The organism is Wolbachia endosymbiont of Pentidionis agamae (assembly GCF_036711655.1).
In the GTDB taxonomy this organism is placed as follows: domain Bacteria; phylum Pseudomonadota; class Alphaproteobacteria; order Rickettsiales; family Anaplasmataceae; genus JAZHPY01.
In genome coordinates this window covers 1-5,473 of record NZ_JAZHPY010000070.1, presented here as the reverse complement: position 1 = coordinate 5,473, position 5,473 = coordinate 1, and the positions used below count along the sequence as shown (strand labels likewise).

Genomic DNA, 5,473 nt, shown 5'->3' with positions numbered 1-5,473 from the left:
CACTATTGGCTTTTTTCCTTGATTGTCTATACGCTCTCTCAGTAATGGGAATTGGTATAAGTAATAAAAATGTGATTTTTTACACTGGTGCTGTAATTTCTTCACAAGCAGTTCCTGATATGACTGAATTACGTAAAAGCTTTGGACTTCCTGAGCAAATCAATTTACTGATGTTGCTCAGTTTATAAGTAAAGTTTTAATAGAACCAGAGAGAATTATCAAAATAATAGATGATTTTAAGAATTCTTGCATTTATGGCATGCCAACAGAAGCTCATTATGCACTAAAAAATATAGTACTACTAAAAAATTGGCAGTTATTAACTGAAAACCTTGATTTACTCCATCAACGTTCAGGTATTGAACCTATAGGACGCATCAATAGAACAGATAAGATAAATTTTTGTTGGTTAAAGAAGAATATTAATCCTGACCACCTCAAGCAAATTGATTTTATTATCACAGTTGGACTTAATAGTGATGAAGTTAGACTTCTTGCTCTGTATAAAAAGCATAACCTAAAAGGAAAAATAATTGCTATGAACCTTGTGCAACCAAATTACTTAGGAAATAATGATATTATAGTATTAGGAGATGTACAAAAAACTTTACCTGATTTATTTGAAAATTTATCCTAGGTTTTTAAATGGTTATTTTCTTTGCTATTTTTGTTTTTCCATCTTTTATCATGTCTAACTCTAAAAAACTTTTTAACTCCAATTATGAATTAATCAACGGAGTAAATGCTAGAAAAAGAGGGTTTTTGTGGTTTCAAGGAATATGAAGCGATAGTAGAAAAATATGAACTAAAAAGTTTATTGGAGCAGTTGTGTTAAAAGTCAATAGAAAAATTGATGTAGTTGCGAATAAGTACTTAAAATTTGTGTGGGCGAACAGCTACGCTATTACTATATAGAAGCAGCCTTAGGAGTATATTCCTAAGTAAAAACACTATCATCTCTGACTAAAGAGTTAAGCAAATTCCTCATAGCAGCAGTGGAAGCTATGGTTTTTTATGTTGATAATATAATCTAGTAAAAAAGTTTTAATATAAAAATTAACCTTCTGAGCACTAAGATAACTGTTCTAACTTGTCACACTGAATACATCTTTTTCCTTTACTAAATCTCGATTAAAGCCCCATGCAAGGCTAGATATCTGCTTTTCTTGAAGGGTTCCAAGTTTCAGGCAAATGAGCAAATCAAAGTAATGGCCGTTTACACCTGGTATACTAGTTATTGATATGTATTTTCTTTTAAGCTCTTGGTTTTGATCAATAAATGTACTCATCTAAAGCCTTAATTTTTGATTACGTAAAATTGTAAGAAGCTCTTCTGTCTGCTTGATTTCCGATACTCTTGTAGGTTTTTTACTGCTTGGCATTTGCAAAATTTTTCTCTATATCTCTCTAAAAATCACCGACCAAACAAAATAGTTTTGTTCTATTGGTAATTATCACTTAAATACTGGAGTTTACCCGTATTTTCTATACTAATTCAGAATTAGCGTTATAAAATATATACTTACACAGTAAATCAGATACACTAAAGATATATTATGTAAACTTATAATAGCATTTTAATATGGGTGTGCTGTATGAGAACTGCAAAGGAACTAAGTAATAAGTATTTTAAGTTATATGAGCTTATAAATAATAATAATTGTAATATTAATAATGCTCATGAGCGGTATATAATCTTGAAGATAAAAAATAATAAAGAAGAAATGCTTGATTCATTAATAATACAGCGTATTAACAGCGCAACTATATGGATTCAAACATTAATAATAAGGGAGAAAATTCACAGTTCATTTAGTAGGAATCCTGGAGAACCTTATATAACTAAAAAAACAGGAGTACTTATATTTCCAGGATATGAGTTATTCGACGTCGTCACAGAAAATAACCCACACTTCTCTTGCCTAAATAATTTTGTAAATAATTCCACAAAAGGAAGAACTTCTTGCTGCATTATCCGTAATTTTCTATTCAATACTTCTATCTTTTATCATAATAAAATGATTTATGATAACTTACAAACAATTACTGAAGATCTTAACACTACAATTCAGTACATAAGAAACGATAATTCAAGTAGTAGTATTACACCTGAGGCAATGAGTTTAACACAACCTAATTTAAACATTACTTTAAGTACTATCAATAATACTACTACAGGCATTAATAAAGTTGATTCAAAACAATTAGGAGTAATGCAGCCTAGACAATATAGTAATAGCTATAGTAATAACAGAAAAGTAACCAATGCATCAGCAATTGAGGAGGCATTAGGGGGAGGAGTGATAATGCTAGGAATAGTAGGAATAATAGTTGCATTAGGAATAGTATGCATAACAGTTGCGTTTGTCATAAAATTGTGTAATTTGCATAGCTCGCCTACAGAACAACCTAATAGCCGAGACAGCACTCCATTGACTAATTTGGAAGCTATAGAATCTCTCACTTGTCAACGTACACCTCAAAATAAAGCTAGATTAACACATAATTTTAGATCACAAGATAGATAGATTTTTGGTAAATCTATTCACTGAGTAAAAAATATTTCTTAACATAAAATTATTATAAAAAATCATAGCAATGAATAATCAATTAGCTATACTTAAGTATTATGTTAAACTAAAAGCATTTCTTTTTACTAATCTAAGGAGCATATTATGGAAACAATTTACAAACATGAAGAACGAGCTACTAAATATAAAAAGCAAGTTGATGAAAATAGAAAATTAGCTAAGAAATATCAAGAACAAGCTAATTGGTTTCTCAAGTTACATAACTTCACACATTTCAAGAAGTGTGAGACTTTTTATTTTAATGATCATCACATCATCTTTTCTTTTAAAGATGATAAAGAGAAAGTGCTTGGTAAATTTGAGATGACGTATATCAATAATAAAATTGTAAACGTTAAGATATATACAATAGAAACGATAGTTAAAGAAACTTATACTCAAAAAAATTCAAAAAATCGTGAAATAACAAAATATGTTAAATTCATTGAATCACCATACTGTAAATTGTCTGTTAACATAAAAGAAGGTGTAATCCTTATTTTTATGACTTAAAAACTCTTATGAATGAGGTAAGAGGAGATAAATATAATAAAATTTGCTCTTTAATTTCTAATTTATCGATCAATATTGCTCGTTTTTATTATGAACAAGTTGATTTTCATTATAATACTGTTTATGTTTACCATAATAAATCTTACAAAGAGATTGCTAAACTAAAATCAATGCTTTCTTCAACCACTAATTCTAATAGAAAATACCATGCGAAATCTAAAGAAGAATTAATTTATAAAAAACAAGCTACAAAGAGTAAAAAACAAGCTGATGAATACCAAGAACAAGCTAATCAGTTCCTTAAATTACATAATTTTGCACACTTTAAGACATGCAAGATTAGTCGTAATCGTCTCAATAAAAATTGTGTAACTTTTTCATTGAAAGATGATAAAGGAAAAATTCTAAAATTTACTATGATACTTGTTGATAACAGAGATATAGAAATCTATTTGTTCATAGAACGAGATGGGCCTTATAATCCTTACGCAAAAGAAAGTAATCAAATTCTAACTCACAAACCACACTATACTATAAAAATGGATTATAACCCTTACTTTCATGACCTAAAAGCTCTTATAGATAAAGCAAGAAAAGATAATATTAACAATGTTTGTTCTTCAATTTCTAATTTATCATTTAACATTGCTACTTTTTATTATGACACTGCTTTTCTCTATTACAAAGCTGCTGATTCTTATTTCTCAAAATATTATGACAAAATTGCTAATAACTTAAATTCAACTACTTACAAAAAACCATCTGATTTCGAAAAAGTAATGCAATTAGACCAATCAACTACTGAAATGAGTAATGCTACTAAAAAGATAAAAGGTAAAAATAACGATATTACACTTCAAACAGAAGTTGCAACACAACACCATGATTCTATAAGTACTACTACTGAAGAACTAAGTGAGAAATATTTTGATTGGTATGCACTTATAGATTATGAAAGATGTTCCATTAAGCCTTTTATTGGTTCTTCTGGTCATAATGGTTTCATTTTATACATAAAAAGTAATGAAGATAATGGAGAGATGGTTTTTTCACTTAGAATAGCGCGCATTAATCACGAAACGATAAAAATTTCTGCAGGAAAATATGAACAAAAAGTTACAATTCCATTTAATACAAGGATTCCACAAGACCTGCACATCAATAAAGGAACAAAAAATTCTGAGCTATTTCTATATCAAGAGTTCGACACCATAATTAGAAGTAATCCTTATTTTGATCATTTTAATGACTTGATAGATTATGTCTCAGGTACAAGTAATCTTTGCTTATCGGAATATGATTGTTTATACAGTGTTAAGAATTATGGTTTAAATAAATTTGATATATGTTCGCAAATTAAGGATTATTTATACTATATACACCGTTTTTATAAAAATGGAGCTATTGGCACTTCAAATCCAACTACTAAACCAGGTCTTGGTAGCGTACATAGCTCAACACAAAATGTGATTTCTACTAATTCTCCAAGTATTACTACAGAAAAGAAAAAAAATAAGTATCTTAAGTTACATGAAATTATTGATTCTTATCGTGATGATTGTATATCTGATCTTTCTAGCGATGAGAAAAGTCTCACTTTGAAAATTATAAAAGATAAAAAAACATCTGATTCGTTAATAATTACGCGCATTAACGATAGTACTATAAGTATTCACACGCTAATAACAACTCAGGAATTTACTAGATATGAATTATTTGATGTTATAATAAAAAATCATTCTAATTTTGACTGCTTAAACGAGCTAATAAATAATTCTCATTCTGAAAATAATATCTGTGAGCAAGTTTGTGATTGCTTTGCTTCTTCTTATGATTTTGAGGATGCAAAAGAGCTGGAAAAAACTACCAATGGTATTAACAATGCTATTAAGGAGATCAAAAGTAAAAATTTAGATCATGGTATTACGCCTAAAACAATAAGTTCTGTAGAATACGCAACTCATAGAACAACTCATAGAGATCTAAGCAGTGCTGTAGATAAGGTTGGCACAACACAACTAGCAGCAATAGAATCAGGGCAGAATAGTGATATTACTCGTATGTCAGTAGGAGCAGTATTTGGAGGAGCATTAGTTTTAGCTATAGCAGGAATAGCATTTATATCGAAAAAATTGTTCCGTTCTTGTAGCTTTAGATCACCTGATAGTCCTAGCTGTTGTAATACTTTTTTAAGTAATTTAAAGACTGTAGAATCATTACCTCATCGAGGTATAGGTAAAAATAGAAATGCTATATGATTATTTAGTAATATTTGCAATTAGTGCTGGAGTCTATTGTAGGTTCCAGCTATCTGCTACAATAGTTAATAAAATAGTCTAATAATATAATAGTTTTTAACTTTATTCTAAAAAATAAGTTAAAAAATCATA

At 28.9% G+C, this 5,473-nt stretch carries 6 protein-coding genes; 5 read left to right on the top strand and 1 reads right to left on the bottom strand.

Features of this window, described 5'->3' with window-relative positions; genetic code table 11:
* Both V6U76_RS04285 and V6U76_RS04280 read left to right on the top strand, forming a co-directional pair.
* The coding region (locus V6U76_RS04285; RefSeq protein ID WP_333023820.1) for a hypothetical protein at positions 1-188 on the top strand (188 nt) is incomplete at its 5' end.
* Between the two features lie 71 nt (positions 189-259).
* Positions 260-637 (top strand): hypothetical protein, encoded by a 378-nt coding sequence (locus V6U76_RS04280; protein WP_333023818.1) that lies wholly within the window; start codon positions 260-262, stop codon positions 635-637.
* 448 nt (positions 638-1,085) lie between these two features.
* On the opposite strand, the gene V6U76_RS04275 is transcribed toward V6U76_RS04280, so the two are convergent.
* Complete coding sequence (locus tag V6U76_RS04275; RefSeq protein WP_333023817.1) at positions 1,086-1,289, bottom strand: hypothetical protein; 204 nt, start codon at positions 1,287-1,289, stop codon at positions 1,086-1,088.
* Between the two features lie 306 nt (positions 1,290-1,595).
* Here V6U76_RS04275 and V6U76_RS04270 point away from each other — a divergent pair, with 306 nt between their 5' ends.
* From V6U76_RS04270 to V6U76_RS04260, 3 genes are all read left to right on the top strand, one after another.
* A complete protein-coding gene (locus V6U76_RS04270; protein ID WP_333023816.1) occupies positions 1,596-2,528 on the top strand; it encodes a hypothetical protein in 933 nt (310 codons plus the stop codon).
* A gap of 147 nt (positions 2,529-2,675) precedes the next feature.
* Positions 2,676-3,083: a hypothetical protein gene (locus V6U76_RS04265; RefSeq protein WP_333023814.1), complete on the top strand. Its 408-nt coding sequence runs from the start codon at positions 2,676-2,678 to the stop codon at positions 3,081-3,083.
* An 8-nt stretch (positions 3,084-3,091) separates the two neighbouring features.
* Positions 3,092-5,341, top strand: a complete 2,250-nt coding sequence (locus V6U76_RS04260; protein WP_333023812.1) for a hypothetical protein — start codon at positions 3,092-3,094, stop codon at positions 5,339-5,341.
* Positions 5,342-5,473 lie beyond the last annotated feature (132 nt).

What these genes read in the sequence shown, in the direction of transcription:
- V6U76_RS04280 (WP_333023818.1), top strand. Translation starts at nt 260, where the DNA reads ATGCCAACAGAAGCTCATTATGCACTAAAAAATATAGTACTACTAAAA.
- V6U76_RS04275 (WP_333023817.1), bottom strand. Translation starts at nt 1,289, where the DNA reads ATGAGTACATTTATTGATCAAAACCAAGAGCTTAAAAGAAAATACATA.
- V6U76_RS04270 (WP_333023816.1), top strand. Translation starts at nt 1,596, where the DNA reads ATGAGAACTGCAAAGGAACTAAGTAATAAGTATTTTAAGTTATATGAG.
- V6U76_RS04265 (WP_333023814.1), top strand. Translation starts at nt 2,676, where the DNA reads ATGGAAACAATTTACAAACATGAAGAACGAGCTACTAAATATAAAAAG.
- V6U76_RS04260 (WP_333023812.1), top strand. Translation starts at nt 3,092, where the DNA reads ATGAATGAGGTAAGAGGAGATAAATATAATAAAATTTGCTCTTTAATT.